The 14,778-nt window shown below is 41.9% G+C and carries 14 protein-coding genes; 6 read left to right on the top strand and 8 right to left on the bottom strand.

What is annotated here, in order from left to right; all coding sequences use genetic code 11:
- Positions 1-195: 195 nt before the first annotated feature.
- On the top strand, positions 196-2,193 hold the full coding sequence (locus tag WAA20_RS13455; RefSeq protein ID WP_073385379.1) for an ABC transporter ATP-binding protein: 1,998 nt from the start codon (positions 196-198) through the stop codon (positions 2,191-2,193).
- Positions 2,194-2,256: 63 nt separating this feature from the next.
- Positions 2,257-3,024, top strand: coding sequence for a hypothetical protein (locus WAA20_RS13450; RefSeq protein ID WP_073385378.1), 768 nt, complete (start codon positions 2,257-2,259; stop codon positions 3,022-3,024).
- Here WAA20_RS13450 and WAA20_RS13445 read toward each other — a convergent pair.
- The 8 genes from WAA20_RS13445 to WAA20_RS13410 all read right to left on the bottom strand — a co-directional run bounded on the left by WAA20_RS13445 (position 3,021) and on the right by WAA20_RS13410 (position 9,801).
- Positions 3,021-3,515 (bottom strand): hypothetical protein, encoded by a 495-nt coding sequence (locus WAA20_RS13445; RefSeq protein WP_073385377.1) that lies wholly within the window; start codon positions 3,513-3,515, stop codon positions 3,021-3,023. The genes WAA20_RS13450 and WAA20_RS13445 overlap by 4 nt on opposite strands.
- Positions 3,516-3,529: 14 nt before the next feature.
- Positions 3,530-4,132, bottom strand: a complete 603-nt coding sequence (locus WAA20_RS13440; protein ID WP_073385376.1) for a hypothetical protein — start codon at positions 4,130-4,132, stop codon at positions 3,530-3,532.
- Between the two features lie 8 nt (positions 4,133-4,140).
- Positions 4,141-4,629, bottom strand: coding sequence for a DUF4860 domain-containing protein (locus WAA20_RS13435; protein WP_073385375.1), 489 nt, complete (start codon positions 4,627-4,629; stop codon positions 4,141-4,143).
- A gap of 19 nt (positions 4,630-4,648) precedes the next feature.
- Positions 4,649-5,002, bottom strand: a complete 354-nt coding sequence (locus tag WAA20_RS13430; RefSeq protein ID WP_073385374.1) for a hypothetical protein — start codon at positions 5,000-5,002, stop codon at positions 4,649-4,651.
- 12 nt (positions 5,003-5,014) lie between these two features.
- Positions 5,015-6,079 carry a type II secretion system F family protein gene (locus WAA20_RS13425; RefSeq protein WP_073385373.1) on the bottom strand — a complete coding sequence of 355 codons (1,065 nt, stop codon included), beginning with the start codon at positions 6,077-6,079 and terminating at the stop codon, positions 5,015-5,017.
- A 64-nt stretch (positions 6,080-6,143) separates the two neighbouring features.
- Positions 6,144-7,160 carry a transglutaminase family protein gene (locus WAA20_RS13420; RefSeq protein WP_073385371.1) on the bottom strand — a complete coding sequence of 339 codons (1,017 nt, stop codon included), beginning with the start codon at positions 7,158-7,160 and terminating at the stop codon, positions 6,144-6,146.
- 64 nt (positions 7,161-7,224) lie between these two features.
- Positions 7,225-8,040 carry a histidinol-phosphatase HisJ family protein gene (locus WAA20_RS13415; protein WP_073385370.1) on the bottom strand — a complete coding sequence of 272 codons (816 nt, stop codon included), beginning with the start codon at positions 8,038-8,040 and terminating at the stop codon, positions 7,225-7,227.
- A 237-nt stretch (positions 8,041-8,277) separates the two neighbouring features.
- The gene (locus WAA20_RS13410) at positions 8,278-9,801 is read right to left on the bottom strand and encodes a transposase (RefSeq protein ID WP_073385368.1); all 1,524 of its coding nucleotides are present in this window, start codon (positions 9,799-9,801) and stop codon (positions 8,278-8,280) included.
- A 422-nt stretch (positions 9,802-10,223) separates the two neighbouring features.
- Between WAA20_RS13410 and gap the strand changes: the two genes are divergently transcribed.
- The 4 genes from gap to WAA20_RS13390 all read left to right on the top strand — a co-directional run bounded on the left by gap (position 10,224) and on the right by WAA20_RS13390 (position 14,693).
- Positions 10,224-11,255 carry a type I glyceraldehyde-3-phosphate dehydrogenase gene (gene gap, locus WAA20_RS13405; RefSeq protein ID WP_073389976.1) on the top strand — a complete coding sequence of 344 codons (1,032 nt, stop codon included), beginning with the start codon at positions 10,224-10,226 and terminating at the stop codon, positions 11,253-11,255.
- Positions 11,256-11,389: 134 nt separating this feature from the next.
- Complete coding sequence (locus WAA20_RS13400; RefSeq protein ID WP_073389978.1) at positions 11,390-12,628, top strand: phosphoglycerate kinase; 1,239 nt, start codon at positions 11,390-11,392, stop codon at positions 12,626-12,628.
- Between the two features lie 153 nt (positions 12,629-12,781).
- Positions 12,782-13,528, top strand: coding sequence for a triose-phosphate isomerase (tpiA, locus tag WAA20_RS13395; protein ID WP_073389979.1), 747 nt, complete (start codon positions 12,782-12,784; stop codon positions 13,526-13,528).
- 175 nt (positions 13,529-13,703) lie between these two features.
- Complete coding sequence (locus WAA20_RS13390; protein WP_073389981.1) at positions 13,704-14,693, top strand: hypothetical protein; 990 nt, start codon at positions 13,704-13,706, stop codon at positions 14,691-14,693.
- Positions 14,694-14,778 lie beyond the last annotated feature (85 nt).

The following is a 14,778-nucleotide window of genomic DNA, read 5'->3' as shown; positions in this document are numbered from 1 at the left end:
ACTTCTTAAATGTAAATTACAGAAACGCGCATTTACTGCGTGTTTCGTGATTCGATGAATCGGTTGGCAATAGAGCCTTCGACGAAGTCGAACTCAATTGGCTCTATTGCTGCATTTTTGAATCTATGATTCAAAAATGTATAAGTTTAGACATTAGAAATAGAAAAAGTTCGTAGTACTAAAGGAGAAATAGATATGGCAGATGAAAAAGTCAGAGAGGTTAAAGGCCCGGGACCAAGAGGTCAGCGCGGAATGCCAAAACCCAAGATCAAGAATCCCGGTAAGCTTCTTAAAAGACTTATGGGATATGTATTTAAATTTTATGGCTTGCAGATGATACTTGTAGGTATCTGCATAGTTGTTTCGGTTCTTGCAAATATACAGGGAACTCTTTTTACAAAGACACTTATTGACGGATATATAAATCCTCTCTTAAGGACAGCGGGAGAAGGTGGAACACCTGACTTCGGGCCGCTTGGATTTGCAATACTAAGAGTAGCAGTTTTCTATGCTATTGGTATAACTGCGTCTTATGTACAGTCACTTACAATGGTATTTATAACTCAGGGTACACTTAAGAATCTTCGTGCAGCACTTTTTGAGCATATGGAAAGCCTTCCTATCAAGTATTTTGATACCAATGCTCATGGCGATATCATGTCTATATATACTAATGATATAGATACACTTCGTCAGATGATATCACAGAGTATCCCTCAGCTACTTAACAGTGCGATCACTATCGTATCTGTTCTGTTATCAATGATCTTTCTTAACATACCGCTTACAGTTCTTACTATCATCATGGTAGCTCTTATGCTCTTTGCATCAACCAAGGCAGCATCTGCATCAGGTAAGAACTTCGTTAAGCAGCAGAAGAACCTTGGTAAGCTTAACGGTTACATTGAAGAGATGATGAATGGTGAAAAGGTCATAAAGGTCTTTTGCCATGAAGAAAAGACAATTGAAGATTTCGATAAGTACAATGAAGAACTCTTCCAGAGCGCTTATAAGGCTAACGCCTTCTCAGCCCTCCTTGGACCTATAAATGCACAGCTTGGTAATATCAGCTACGTTCTGTGCGCGCTCCTGGGCGGTGCTCTTGCACTTACAACATCAAGCTCAACAGGAGCAGGCGTTGCATTCTTCCTGGTACTTGTGCAGCTGTTCGGGTCATTGTCTGTAGGATCACTTGCAAGTTTCCTTACATTCAACAAGTCCTTCTCGATGCCGATCAACCAGGTTTCAATGCAATTCAACTCTATTATCATGGCTCTTGCCGGTGCAGAGCGTGTGTTCAGACTCCTTGATGAGAAGCCTGAGATGGATGAAGGCTATGTAATGCTTGTTAATGCTGAAAATAGGGATGGCAAGATCGTAGAAGTTGATCACCACACAGGTTTCTGGGCTTGGAAGCATTATCATAAGGCAGAAGGAACAACAGATTATAAACCTCTTGAAGGCGACGTAACCTTTAACGGCGTAGATTTTGGCTATACAGATGAGAAGATGGTACTTCATGATATCGTCCTTCATGCTGAGCCAGGCCAGAAGATTGCTCTTGTTGGATCAACCGGTGCAGGTAAGACGACCATAACAAATTTAATTAATCGTTTTTATGATATTCAGGATGGCAAGATTAGGTACGATAATATAAATATCAATAAGATTTCAAAGAAAGACCTTAGAAGGTCACTTGGTATCGTACTTCAGGATACACATCTTTTTACAGGAACAGTTGCAGAGAATATCCGTTACGGTAAGCTTGATGCTACTGACGAAGAAGTATATGCAGCAGCAAGACTTGCAAACGCTGACAGCTTCATTAAGCGTCTTCCTGATGGCTACGATACAATGCTTACAGGCGACGGTGCAAACCTTTCACAGGGACAGCGCCAGCTCCTTGCTATTGCAAGAGCAGCTATTGCTGATCCGCCTGTACTGATCCTTGACGAAGCTACAAGTTCGATCGATACCAGAACTGAGAAGATCGTTCAGGATGGTATGGACAAGCTTATGGCTAACCGTACAACATTCGTAATCGCACACAGACTTTCTACTATAAGGAACTCAGACTGCATCCTTGTTATGGAACAGGGAAGGATCATTGAAAGAGGTAATCACGAAGAGCTCTTGGCTAAGAAGGGCCGCTATTACCAGCTTTACACAGGTAAGAAGGCAGAAACAGCCTGATAAGATTCACGGATTCCGGATCCGGTCACTCAGATACAATGGATTGAAGATGATGGAGGCTTTATGGACGATAGCAGATTGATTCGTAGTGAGCTTGCATATTGGCATGATGGTAAAACGGTGGTTGAGTTATATGAAGGATTTATCCGTTTTTTGCCTGTTGGCGAGAAGCCTATTGAGATCAAATACGGCAATATCGCTTCGTGTAAGAGGTATATGAAAGAACTGCTGATCACCAGTAAAGGCGCCAGTGAAGACGGCTTTTATGACATACACCATATTCCACTGAAGTTTGAAAGCAAAGATCTGGCTGAGTACTTTTTCAGCTTTATAGCTGAGCGTACCCAGCAGTTCGCGGATGTATCAGAGACTGATCGTGAGTCCCAACGCAAAAAAGATGACAGCCCCGTCTATACGATCCCTTCAAGTATGGGATTTACAGAAGGCGTGCTGTATATCTATGATGATCATTTCAGCTTCAGAGTTACAGGACAGGGCGAGAATGCAAGACTTCATTACATCGATGTGCATGAAGTTGTCAAAAGCTTCGGAAATCTGAAGTTTGTATTTGGAAGAAATGAAAATATGACCTTCCAGATACCCAAAGCAATCTATGCAGAGCTGTTCAGATATCTTGAAAACAGAATTGCAAAGATACATGAAAAAGAATCCGGCAATTATTCGGAATTTGACAGGATGGGAAGGACCGGAAGAGGTAAAGCTGTCAATGACATCGTTATTGCAGAATCTGATAAGGCCAGAGGCATGGTTGATGACAAGGACAGAATGATGTCAACAGAAACAGGCCGCCTTAAAAGAAGGGACCTTTAATAAACCGGAACCTCAGCATCCTTGTAATTCAGAAGTTCTTCATGAGTCATGATCGTAAATGAAGAAATATAGAAATAACAAGATGGTTTAAAAGAAGCTTCGCTCATAGCAGCGGAGCTTTTTTTATGGCTGTTTATATCTTCAATAGAAGGGTATACCAAAGTAACCTCCACGTGGAGGTACTGCATTTCGTTAATGGCAAAGTCATCTGAAAAAGACTGAGCACCAGCTTTTTCCATATATTCGCTTTCGCTGGAAGAAGCTTTATAGATATCGCTAAGCTCAGCATCTTTTTCTGCAAGGAAGCCTTCTGCCATGTGAACGGCAGCATAATAATCCTGCGTATAATCAGCTGACTTTGTAGTCAGGTTCATATCCGCAACCGAGGTTTCAAGAGACAATACGGCAAAAGAGGTAAGGCTCAGTGTCAGAAATATGAGAAGTATTGAAGCTGTTCCTATTGGAAGACCAATGTGTATGTTTTTGTTCATTAAAACGTCTCCTATCAAGCTTCAGTATCAATGTCGCCAAGGTAAAGGTCCAGAGGAAGGGTAAGTATCGTATTATCCTTAAACTGGTCCAGATCGTCGAAATGAGTATCCGTAATAAGGAAATCGGAAAGCTCTGTATCAAAAACAAATATTGTTGCATCACAGGCAAAACCTATCCTGGTGGCAGGTGAACAGTCGCTGTAAAGGTCAGCTGCATCAACAAGAGTCTGCGTCAGTATAAGTTCGTAAGCAGTGCTGCTTATGGTTTCGTCTATATTATCAGTAGGATGAGAGATGGGGTTAAAATCCTTGTCAAAACAAATGAGTATGACTCCTGTATAGTTCCCTTCCTGAGATAAAGTCAACGCATATTCTGAATATTTAGATAATATACCATCGATATTGCCCCCGTAGTTCATGAATACCTGGGCCATGTTGTCAGCTTCGATGTAGCTCTGGGTCATCTCTCGGGATCTGTCTGTGATGGTATGGGCTTTTACAAAAATGCGTATGCAAACCACAGCTGTTATTGCAAAGAAGAATACTGCAATAATAACTTCTACAAGAAATAAGGATGTTTGACTTTGGTAGCGGAAAGAATTATCCTTCGAACTCATCCTGAACCTCATTTTCCTGTGCTTTGCGGAGATACTAAAACTTCTATCTGCTGGCCTTCAACGTCTGTAACAAGTACGGATATCAGATTGGAGCTTGATATCTTAACATCCATGCTCTGCATCTCAATGATACGCTGCCCTGACTGGGGTGAGATATCGGTATCAGTCCTTGCAAATAATTCCATGAGATAACCGTTGTAAACGTACATATAAATGGTATAGGAAGTGCCGTTTACGGTCTTGGTGATCGTAAGTGCGGGGATATCATCGATCTCGCCTGTTGAGATAGCACCGTATTCATCGCATTGCCTGAGCTTCTGAACTATATAGGTGGAAGCAGTTCTTTTGTCAAAATTACTGGTACTGCTGTCAACGCCGCGCTGATAAATGCTCGCTCCAAGCGCAATGATAAGCACTGCGCAGAAAACGAACCCGAATAGCAGGGATATTATGAAAAATACATCTATCAGATGTCTGCGGTCGTTATCAGGATTCATAGGTGGTTCCTTTCAAAACTTAGCGTATCGTTACAGCGGTCTTTTTGGCCTTGTTAAGAATGGTCACATCAGGATACATGTTGGATCCAAAAGCGGTGTAATCAACTGTAAAGATACTTGTATCGTATACCAGACCGTAATGGTCCTTCAGATAGTCAAGATCAGGTGGAAAAAAACCTTCGATCGCATAACACTGGGCTATGTCTTTCTGAAGGGCAAGTATGAGAGTATCCTCCTGATAGGAGATGGTCTGTTTTGCAAAACTGTTAACTCCAAACAGGAATAAACCTATAAGAAGAGCGCAGAGAATAAAGTAGTTTAGTCCTGATCTGAATTTTGGATTAAAACTTGTCTTTTCGAATCTGTTAGCCATACAACACCTTCATTAACCGATGGAACTCATGATCCCCATAAGAGGAAGAATAACCGACAGGAGTATAAGTCCTACTATAAGCGAAAGGATGATAACAAGCGTTGGTTCGAGTGTTGATAAAACAAGGCTGATCTTCTTGTTGGTCTTCTCTTCGTATCTGATAGCGATCTGCTGGAGGACTTTCTCCATGGAGCCGGACTTAAAACCTACCATGACCATTCTGGAATATACATTGGAAAAGATCTGTGCGTTCTTTAAAGCTTCAGGGAAGCTGTCACCCTGAATGATCCTCTGCTGGCATACATCTATTTTTTGGGCTATGCTTTCGTTCTCTACTATTGATTTTAAAAGATTCAAACTGGTATACGTATCCATACCGCTTGATATAGCAAGTGCAATACCATTTGCAAAGCGGCTTACGCCGATATCATAAAAGAGCTCGTTAAGAGGGCCGATGTGCTTTGATATCTTTTGGAGACATGAAAAGCCTTTTCTGGTCTGGGTCGTGAAGATCATAAAGCTGCCAAGAGCTACAAGTATCAGGATAAGAACAAGTGACCAGCGGTTTAGAACGCTACCAAGGCTTAGGAGCGTCTGTGACAATCCGCTCATTGCCGTTCCAAGCTGGGCAAATACCTGACTGAAGATAGGCATGACCTTGGTGATAAGGACTATGACTATCATAAGGATCATTATGATCATGACCATAGGATACATGAGCGCATTTCTGAAACTGTCAGACAGGCTTTCTTCATGCTCGTAGAAGTTCTCTAAAGATTCAAGAACACTATCCAGGTTACCGGATTCCTCACCTATCTTGATCATGGATATTACATAAGGCGGGAAAACATTGCACATGGATATTGCCACATGGAACTTTTCGCCCGTCCCAAGTATATGGAACAGATTGGAAAGAAGCTCCTTACCGTTTGGATCAGTTGTATCTGACAGGAGTATTCCTGCAGCCTCCAAAGGCGCGATTCCGCTTTTTAGGAGCATGGCATACTGACCGCAGAAGCTTGCGGTTTCCTGATTGCTAAGAGCTTTTGCTTTTGGAGCTTTAGATGCTTTTTTCAAATTGAGCCCTTCTTTCTTGATGCCGTTATACTGGCCTTGTTTATAGTAGTTATAATAAACAGATTCAATAGATATACTTCACTATGTAGCTGTCATCCTGGACTATGTAGGACCTTAGTACATCTTCGGCTGTGGTTGAACCGAAGGTCGGATCCATTAGCTGCCAGGAGGTTCCGTCAAACTGGACTATACCGTTGACCCAGCCTTTCTCATCGAGATAGCAGCTGATCCAGGCATGGTATTCAGTTCCGGCATAGCCTATCTCCACATGGGTCGGTATGTTCTGCGAACGCAGCATTGCTGACATAAGACATGCATAATCAAGACATATACCTTTCCTTGTGGAAAGAACTTCATCTATATCAGGAAGATAGCCGCTCTGCACGGTTTCAGCTTCCTCATAGTCGTAGGATATGTTATGGATCATGAAATTATAAACATTGGTAACTACTTCAAGATCAGAATTGGCATTATATGCAAGTTCGCTCCCCATGGCGATCGCTTCCATATCAGCAGTGAACCATACATACTGGTTAGGATACAGATAGGGATAGAATTCATTTTCCAAAGTGGCTTCTATCGTAGCAGTAAGGCCCAGGGAGTACTGATTTCCGGATATATTTTCATAGATATTGATAAGATAAGAACCATCGCCTGCAGACAAAGGGAAAACCTCGTCAAGACCGTTTGAAGACAGGTTATAGGTATAGGTGATCTGGTCAGGACCTGTGATCTGAAGTTTTATTTTTGGGATTTCGCCTGTGTACTTGGCATAGATGTAGCCTTGATCAGAATTGGAGGCATCTATCTGGGCGACTTCATTTTCATAGACTTCTTCGCCTGACTTTTCAGGAACAAGAACATTGGGAGTATTGTCGCGGCTTCCTTTTACAGAGTTATCTATAGTAAAAGTAGCGCCTTCAGTACTGGACGGGCCGGAATTATTGGCAGTCATGGAAGTCGACCTGGTCGTCTCGTCGGTTACAGAAGGCGTGGAAGAAGAGCACCCCGCAAGGAGTGCCAGGGATAATATAAGTATAAATGGAGTATGGATTTTTTTTCTTCCCTGCAAAAAAATCATACGCATTCTCCGGTAAAGCTCTATCCGTTACATCCCCGATATTAAACCGGGAGTAAGGTCACCATTATAAATCGTGAAAAACGGGTTTTCTGTCCTTAAAAGTACAGTAAGACTTGAAACCTGCATTCAAAGCGGTCTGCCTTGCTCTTTCAAAGTCATAACCTACGTGCTCCGGCTTATGGGCATCTGAACCAAAGGTAATGATGCGCCCGCCCAGCTCATGGAACCTTGTAAGGATTCCGCTACAAGGATTAGGCTCATTCATTCCGCTTTGAAATGATTTGGTATTAACATCGAGGCCTTTATTTTCTGAGACCAATTTTTTCAGGATCTCATCAATTATATCGGAGAATTTTTGAAAGTTATAATCATATGTTCCCGGAATATATCTGACAATATAGTCAAGATGTCCCAAAACGTCGAAATCGTGGAAACATTTAATATTTTCAAGAGTACATTCAAAAAAATCCCTTACAGAATCATCATAAGATCTTCCTTCATAAAAAGAGGGGTAGTAAGGATCTTCATGGTGACACAGATGATTTGATCCAATTACGAACTCAAACGGATATTTATTCAGAAATTCTGCATTTTCTCTGGTGATCTGGGGCTGAAGGCCAAGCTCTATTCCAAAATGAAGAGATATCTTTCCTTCATATTCTTCCTTACATTTTAGGAAGTCCTTTCTATAGGCGTCTGCGTCTATTTCAAAGAGTCCTGCAGGATTGTCCGGGCCATCGGGATAGTCAAGATCCATATGTTCTGTAAAACAGATCTCGGTAAGGCCTCTTTGGATGGCGCTTTCTATCATATTGCGCATTGGCGCGGTGCTGTCTCCGGAATGTTCTGAATGCATGTGGTAATCTGCGGTAATGTTCATGGTCTGCCTTTCTTTGTGACTTGTTACTTATTATGTTTATAAACTGTGCAAAGCAAAATCTATTGACTACGCCCTCATGATAGCATATTGGATGAGACTGTGTTAGTGGCTTTTTTATCCATACAAATATTAGGAAAAAACATCGGATTTGTTCTATAATTATCGTGATGTGATAATTATATTTTTGATATAACGAATAATTATCGATAAATAATCTATAGTTCCCGACCAACTTTTCTAACCACGTTTCAACGACACCTCTGCAGGGCAGGAGATCTTAAATAGTTTGTAGCAATCATTCATGATCTTTGTTGCCTCTGTTGTCAGCAGCTCGGTAGCATATACTTTGCACTTCTGATTGCGGAGGTTCATAAACATTGAAATAGGATTATACTTGGTTGGTTTTAGTTTGTCCTGTATCATTTTGAGGATGACGCAGGCAATAAAAGTTAACAACAGATGGCCCCTAAATGTTTCCTCGGTCTGCACTCTGAGCGGAAGCATATCAGCATAGTTCTTGCCGATATCAAATATCTGCTCTATCTGTTGGCGAGTGTAGTAGGTTGGAAGTATCTTATCGGTTGCCATCGGTCTGCTTGAAACAATTACAAACAGGCCATGATGCCTGAGTTTGTCATATACTTCTTCATTGGTCAGTTTCTGATCATCAGCTCTCTGGAAGAGTTTCTTATCCTCATCTTCCTTGCGACTGATATCAAGGCCAATATAAGCATAGCCTTTAAAGTCATCCACCACGTTACATTCAACGCGTTTGATATATATGTATCTGCCGTTATACCTGACAAGATTCTCCTTACTTTCAAGAGAATCCAGGTTTTCGGCAACAAGGTCTTTATAGAGATTCATCTTCTCCGGAAGACGACTCACAAATGAAATACCATTGTGATACAAATCCCTGATGTTATCAGCTGTATAGTATCCGGCATCCAGAATTGAGAACTTTGTATTAACACCATGATTCTTTAGTTCATGGATAGTCCTTGTAAGTGTTGATACATCTATCACATTGCCAGGGCAGTATCTGAAATATATCGGCAATCCTGTAGACTGCTGCGTGACATATATAAGTCTTACTTCGTTGTTTATGTCACCGTTATGATTGCTAATAGCAGTCAAAGGGAAATGTATATTGTTTGGCAATCCGGTACTGTCGATAAGGATATTATCTCCATCTACAGTATCTGATATATATGGAGCATAGGCTCTGAAGAAGCTCCTGTAACAGGTTTCAGACCCAAGTTCTGCAAGGAATTCACTTACTCTTTGGCTCTCAAGTGTGGCCATTGGATATCTCATCCTTGCGAAATTGCCTTCCCACCATGTTTTCGCGTGGCAGTTGGCAGTATTTGAAAGTATGTAATAGCAGATCATGGAATACAGTGTATCTTTGTTGTGCACACCACAATTATCTATGATCTCAGACAGACCATTGCTGTGTATGAAGCTGTCAATAAGAAAGGTATCTCCAAAATCAAGGATGAGCTTCTCCTTGCGAGTATCCTTTGGCTCGACATATTCGACAGGTGCTTCTGATCCTGACCAGTCAGGGTTCTTGTCGTAGTAGTCATTAGCGAGGTCATACTGGTATATTCCGAGTTCGCGGCTTTTAAAGATGTTCTTCTCTTTATCAATGACCCTGCCAAGATTCTTGTATTCCTTGGAAACATTTTTACCATGGCGGACAGATCTGACAAGCTTTGCGTACTCAACACCATTCTTCATATCGTATGCTATGTACATATGATTCACCTCTGTGGTTAGAATTAATTTCTATCCACATTATAGCATTTTGATATGAATTTTGCAACTAAAAGCAAGCTGAAATAGCAGTATTTTTCAGCATTTAGAGCAGCTTTTGGTGGTTAGAAATCATGTGGTCAGAAAAGCGGCTCGGGAACTAAAGATAATAAATAGTGAACATTTAACCGTCAACTTATCAGAACATGTCAGCAGTTTTGTGATATTGTACGAGAATGGGTGCAATTATAAGCAAATTTTGAAACTTTTTACATTTGCAGACTTGAATTATTCTAATAACTTTTGTAGAATAGAAATTGCTGATAAAAATTTGTCAATCATGGATGGGTTCGTTTTGGATTCCGTCTTTGAAATTGGAAATAGCAGCAATATAACCCAATATTTCATTTTAGGAGGAACTTAAAATGGCAGTAAAAGTAGCAATTAATGGTTTCGGTCGTATCGGTCGTCTTGCATTCAGACAGATGTTCGGCGCTGAAGGATACGAAGTAGTAGCAATCAACGATCTTACAAGCCCTAAGATGCTTGCACACCTTCTGAAGTATGATACTTCACAGGGTCGTTATGTAGAACTTGGACATGAAGATGAAGTTACAGCTGATGACGAAGCAGGTACAATCACAGTAAAGGGCAAGACAATCAAGATCTATAAAGAGCCCGATGCTAACAACTGCCCTTGGGGTGAGATCGGCGTAGACGTTGTTCTTGAGTGCTCAGGTTTCTATACATCTAAAGAGAAGGCACAGGCACACATCAATGCTGGTGCTAAGAAAGTTGTTATCTCTGCTCCTGCAGGAAACGACCTTCCTACAATCGTTTACAACGTAAACCACAAGACACTTACAAAAGATGACAAGATCATCTCAGCTGCTTCTTGCACAACTAACTGTCTTGCACCTATGGCAGATGCTCTTAACAAATATGCACCTATCCAGTCTGGTATCATGTGCACAATCCACGCTTACACAGGTGATCAGATGATCCTTGACGGACCTCAGAGAAAGGGCGACCTTCGTCGTTCAAGAGCTGGTGCTTGCAACATCGTTCCTAACTCAACAGGTGCTGCAAAGGCTATCGGTCTTGTTATTCCTGAACTCAACGGCAAGCTCATCGGAGCTGCTCAGCGTGTTCCTACACCTACAGGTTCAACAACAATCCTTACAGCTGTTGTTAAGAAGGCTGACGTTACTAAGGAAGCTATCAACGAGGCTATGAAGGCTGCTGCAACTGAGTCATTCGGTTACAACACAGAAGAGATCGTTTCATCTGATATCGTTGGAATGAGATTCGGTTCACTCTTCGATGCAACTCAGACAATGGTTAACAAGGTTGCTGATGATCTCTATGAAGTTCAGGTTGTTTCATGGTATGACAACGAGAACTCATACACAAGCCAGATGGTTCGTACAATTAAGTACTTCGCAGAGCTTGGATAATTGATTTGATGTACTCCGGGCTTATGCAATAAGCTGTTCGGGACATAATCCAGAATCAAATTAAGGAGGTCCGGTCCACTAGGACCGAACCTCCTTTTATTTTTAAACAATAATCTATCAGGAGGAAATATACTATGGCACTTAATAAAAAGTCTGTAGATGATTTCAATGCAAAGGGCAGAAGAGTCCTTGTAAGATGCGATTTCAACGTACCACTTAAGGAAGGCAAGATCACAGACGAGACACGTATCGTTGCAGCTCTTCCTACAATCAATAAACTTATCGCTGATGGCGGCAAGGTTATCCTTTGCTCCCACCTTGGTAAAGTTAAGAACGGACCTAACGAAGGCGAGTCTCTTGCAGCTGTTGCTGAAAGACTTTCAGAGAAGCTTGGCAAGAAGGTTAACTTCGTATCTGATTACAACGTAACAGGCGAAGCTGCTACAAAGGCAGTTGCTGATATGGCTGAAGGTGATGTTGTTCTTCTTCAGAACACACGTTTCAGAGGCAAAGAAGAGACTAAGCCTGAAGAGGCTGGTGAGAAGTTCGCACAGGAACTTGCTGATCTTTGTGATGACTATGTATGTGATGCTTTCGGTTCAGCTCACAGAGCACACGCTTCTGTATCAGTTGTTACTAAGTATGTTCGTGAAAAGGGCGGCACATGCGCAGTTGGTTACCTCATGCAGAAGGAGATCGATTTCCTTGGTAACGCAGTAGAGAACCCTGTTCGTCCATTCGTTGCTATCCTTGGCGGCGCTAAGGTTGCTGATAAGCTCAATGTTATCAACACTCTTCTTGAGAAGTGCGATACACTTATCATCGGTGGTGGTATGGCTTACACATTCCTTAAGGCTAAGGGATATGAAGTTGGTAAGTCACTCCTTGATGAGACTAAGGTTGATTATTGTAAGGAAATGATGGAGAAGGCTGATAAGCTTGGCAAGAAGCTTCTTCTTCCTGTTGATGCTGTATGTATCGACGAGTTCCCAAGCCCTATCGACAATCCTTCTATCAACACAACAGTTGTAGATGCTGATAAGATCCCTGCTGATAAAGAGGGTGCAGATATCGGACCTAAGACTATCGAGCTTTACTCAGAGGCAGTTAAGACTGCTAAGACAGTAGTTTGGAACGGACCTATGGGCGTATTCGAGAACCCTGTTCTTGCTACAGGTACTAAGGAAGTTGCTAAGGCACTTTCAGAGACAAGCGCTACAACAATCATCGGTGGTGGTGATAGTGCAGCTGCTGTTAACCAGCTTGGTTATGCTGATAAGATGAGCCACATCTCAACAGGTGGCGGTGCTTCTCTTGAGTTCCTTGAGGGCAAGAAGCTTCCTGGCGTTTATGCTGCAGATGACAGAGCTTAATTTGCGCGAATAAGCAAAGTCAGATGAGAAAACATGTAGATGGATGCTTGCATACAGATACATGTTTTCGAATATGACGAGCAACGCGAACGAGGAAATGCATAGCATTTTCGAGTCTGCTTATGAACAATCAAAATTCGGAGGAATATGAAAATGGCACGTAGAAGAATTATTGCCGGTAACTGGAAGATGAATAAGACTCCTTCAGAAGCTAAGGCACTTTGCGCTGAGCTTAAGGATCTTGTTAAGAACGACGACGTAGATGTTGTTTACTGTGTACCTGCTATCGATATCACAACAGTTGTTGAAGCTGTTGCTGGTACAAACGTACAGGTTGGTGCTGAGAACTTCTATATTGAAGACAGCGGCGCTTTCACAGGTGAGATCTCTGCACCTATGCTTGTAGATGCAGGCGTTAAGTACGTTATCATGGGACATTCTGAGAGAAGAGATATCTTCGGTGAGAATGATATCCTTATCAATGCAAAGGTTAAGAAGGCATTCGCTGCTGGTCTTAAGCCAATCCTTTGCTGTGGTGAGTCTCTTGCACTTCGTAAGGCTGGTACTTACAAAGAGTGGATCGAGAGACAGATCACATGGGATCTTGACGGCGTAACAGCTGATCAGGTTAAAGAACTCGTTATCGCTTACGAGCCAATCTGGGCTATCGGAACAGGCGAGACAGCTACAGCTGATCAGGCTCAGGAAGTTTGCGGATTCATTCGTGAGCTTATCGCTAAGCTTTATGATCAGGCAACAGCTGAAGCAGTTCGTATTCAGTACGGCGGATCTATGAACGCTGGCAATGCTGCAGAGCTTCTTTCAAAGCCTGACATTGATGGCGGTCTTATCGGCGGAGCAAGCCTTAAGCCTGACTTCGGCAAGATCGTTAACGCTTAATTGTTAGTGCATTTTAAAAGAGCTGTTTCCTTCGGGGGATGGCTCTTTTTTGCTCTTTGCGAACGCGTGCTGATGTGTTAAGATAGTGGCTTGTAAATGATAGACCTGTAAATGACATATTTAAGGTGAACTATATTTTTCAGAAAATCAGAAAAAATATCAGAAGGGAAAAACGATGAAAAAGGTTTGCGATTATTGCAGCTCCCAGTATGATGATACCTTGGAAAAGTGCCCCAACTGCGGCGCTCCAAACGATAATGTACGTAAAGCTTCAGGAGTTCCTACAACTATCGAGCAGCTTAAGCAGTGGTACATAGATCATCACCTTCCTCCGGAAGAGACTACAAGATTTTTTATCGGAAAAGATATAAAAGAGCCCAAGGCATTCGGTATCTACAAAGATGACTCGGGTGATTTTGTTGTATATAAAAATAAGGCGGACGGCTCAAGAGCAGTAAGATACAAGGGTGGCGACGAGTCATATGCTGTTAATGAACTGTATCAAAAACTCAAGGATGAGATTGCAAGACAAAAGAGTAATCAGCCTCCAAAGAGTAGTGGCTATAGAAGTAGCGGCAGTAGCTCAGGCAGAAATAAACCGTCTGAAAAGAAGGGCTTCTGGGATTATATAGTATATATCTTCTTTGGCTTTGTTGGATTATCCTGGCTTGCGTCCATCGGAGAGTATCTTAAGTTTGCTCCGTTTATAATAATTCCGGTAACGCTTTATTTTGTCTTTAAGACTTTTAAGAATTCTATTAACAAAAAGCGCATTATACGAAATGCGATCATTGCTGTAGTAGTAGCTCTGCTGCTGGCTTTCATGGGCAAGATCATGGAGCCGGTCAACAAGAACGGTTACTACAATATAGGCGGTACTACATATTACAGCCGTGATGATGCATGGTATACATATGACTATTATGCCGATGACTGGTACTATTACGGAAGTAGTCCGTACATAGACGCTGATGCAGAGTATTCCGACTATTATGAAGGATCATATTCCTACTCTGATGGGGATATAAATACATCATTTACCAGCAGCGACTATTATGAAGAAAATTTCAGTTCTTCATCTGATTCCGATTGGGATTCCGATTCTGACTGGGACAGCAACGATTCCTGGGATTCAGGTGGATCCGACTGGGATTCAGACTGGTAAAACGTACATAGAAGTTCATCCATGAACTTCTAAACATGTACTAGATACATCCTGTATCTGGTACATAGAAGTTCATCCATGAACT

It is taken from the genome of Butyrivibrio fibrisolvens (assembly GCF_037113525.1).
Classification (GTDB): domain Bacteria; phylum Bacillota; class Clostridia; order Lachnospirales; family Lachnospiraceae; genus Butyrivibrio; species Butyrivibrio fibrisolvens.
This window is presented reverse-complemented; position numbering and strand designations above follow the sequence as displayed.